The 1,754-nt window shown below is 63.5% G+C and carries 1 protein-coding gene; it reads left to right on the top strand.

Annotation, left to right across the window (positions count from 1 at the left end; all coding sequences use genetic code 11):
- Positions 1-69: 69 nt before the first annotated feature.
- Positions 70-1,473, top strand: coding sequence for a signal recognition particle protein (gene ffh, locus ACRC0P_RS18010; RefSeq protein ID WP_438632688.1), 1,404 nt, complete (start codon positions 70-72; stop codon positions 1,471-1,473).
- The last annotated feature ends 281 nt before the right edge of the window (positions 1,474-1,754 follow it).

The following is a 1,754-nucleotide window of genomic DNA, read 5'->3' as shown; positions in this document are numbered from 1 at the left end:
ATCACCGGCCGATCGCGGCCTTGGGCCGCTCCTACAAGGGGAAAGGCAAGTGAGGCACTGGACGTTTATATGTTCGACAACCTGAGCGACCGCCTGTCGGGGGCGTTGAAGAAAGTCACAGGCAAAGCGCGCCTGACGGATGACAATATCCGCGATACTCTGCGCGAGGTGCGCAAGGCGCTGTTGGAGGCGGATGTCGCGCTGCCGGTGGTGAAGGCTTTTGTGCAGCAGGTGCGCACCGCGGCGGTGGGGCAGAAGGTGAGCAAGGCGCTTAACCCGGGCCAGCAGTTCGTCAAGATAGTGCAGGACGAGCTGGTCCAGGTGATGGGCGAGGCCGCCGCGCCGCTGAACCTGGCGGTGCAGCCGCCGGCGGTGATCCTGATGGCGGGCCTGCAGGGTGCAGGTAAAACCACCAGCGTGGCCAAGCTGGCCAAATACCTGCAGGCGCGGGAGAAGAAAAAGGTGATGGTGGTGAGTGCGGATGTCTACCGCCCGGCGGCCATCAAGCAGTTGGAGACTTTGGCTGGCGAAGTGGACGCGCTCTTCTATCCGTCGAGCGCGGACCAGAAGCCACTGGATATCGCCAAGGGCGCGGTGGCCGCGGCGCGCAAGCAGTTTGCCGATGTGCTGATCGTGGACACCGCCGGCCGCCTGCATATCGATGAGCAACTGATGGGCGAGATCCGCGAGCTGCAGACCGAACTGAATCCGGCCGAGACTCTGTTCGTGATCGACGCCATGATCGGCCAGGATGCGGTGAACACCGCGAATGCCTTCAACGAGGCGCTGCCCTTGACCGGTGTGATCCTCACCAAGGCGGACGGCGATGCCCGCGGCGGCGCCGCGCTGTCGGTGCGCCATGTGACCGGCAAGCCGATCAAGTTTATCGGTGTCGGCGAGAAGACCGACGCCCTGGAGACTTTCCACCCGGACCGCATCGCCTCGCGCATCCTCGGTATGGGCGACATCCTGTCGCTGATCGAGGAGGCGGAGCAGAAGATCGACAAGGCCAAGGCCGAGAAGCTGGTCAAGAAGGTGCAGAAAGGCCGTGGCTTTGACCTGGAGGACCTGCGCGACCAGTTGCAGCAGATGCAGAGTATGGGCGGTTTCGGCTCCCTGCTGGAGAAGATGCCCGGTATGGGCGGTATGGCCCAGATGGCGCAGCAGGCGGATATGGGTAAGGAGTTTCGCCGCATGGACGCCATTATCGGCTCCATGACCCCCGCGGAACGGCGCAATCCGGATATCCTCAACGGTTCCCGTAAGCGTCGTATCACCGCTGGTTCCGGCACCCAGGTCCAGGATCTAAACCGCCTGCTCAAGCAGCATAAGCAGATGGGCAAGATGATGAAAAAGCTCAAAGGGAACGGTATGAGCAAGCTGATGCGCGGTATGGGCGGTATGCCGGGAATGGGCGGTGGTGGCATGGGCGGGATGCCCGGCGGTCTTCCCCCCGGCTTTCGCAAGAAGTAGCCGGGAGCGCGGAGCTGTCATGGCAGGCGCCGTGGCGGCTCTGCTGCCGGTGGCCGTTCGCTCCACAACCTGATCGGTAAATATTCCGCGAACGGCCCCCGGCATCAGGGTCTTCGCTTTGGCGACGTTACGCCCGGTTCTTGACAGGCGCCGTGGCGGCTCTGCTGCCGGTGGCCGTTCGCTCCACAACCTGATCGGTAAATGTTCCGCGAACGGCCCCCGGCATCAGGGTCTTCGCTTTGGCAACGTTACGCCCGGTTCTTGACAGGCGCCGTGGCGGC

It is taken from the genome of Microbulbifer sp. (genome assembly GCF_051659245.1).
Taxonomy (GTDB): domain Bacteria; phylum Pseudomonadota; class Gammaproteobacteria; order Pseudomonadales; family Cellvibrionaceae; genus Microbulbifer.
Note: the sequence above shows the minus strand (reverse complement) of the source record. Positions and strands in the feature narration are given on the sequence as shown.

What these genes read in the sequence shown, in the direction of transcription:
- ffh (WP_438632688.1), top strand. Translation starts at nt 70, where the DNA reads ATGTTCGACAACCTGAGCGACCGCCTGTCGGGGGCGTTGAAGAAAGTC.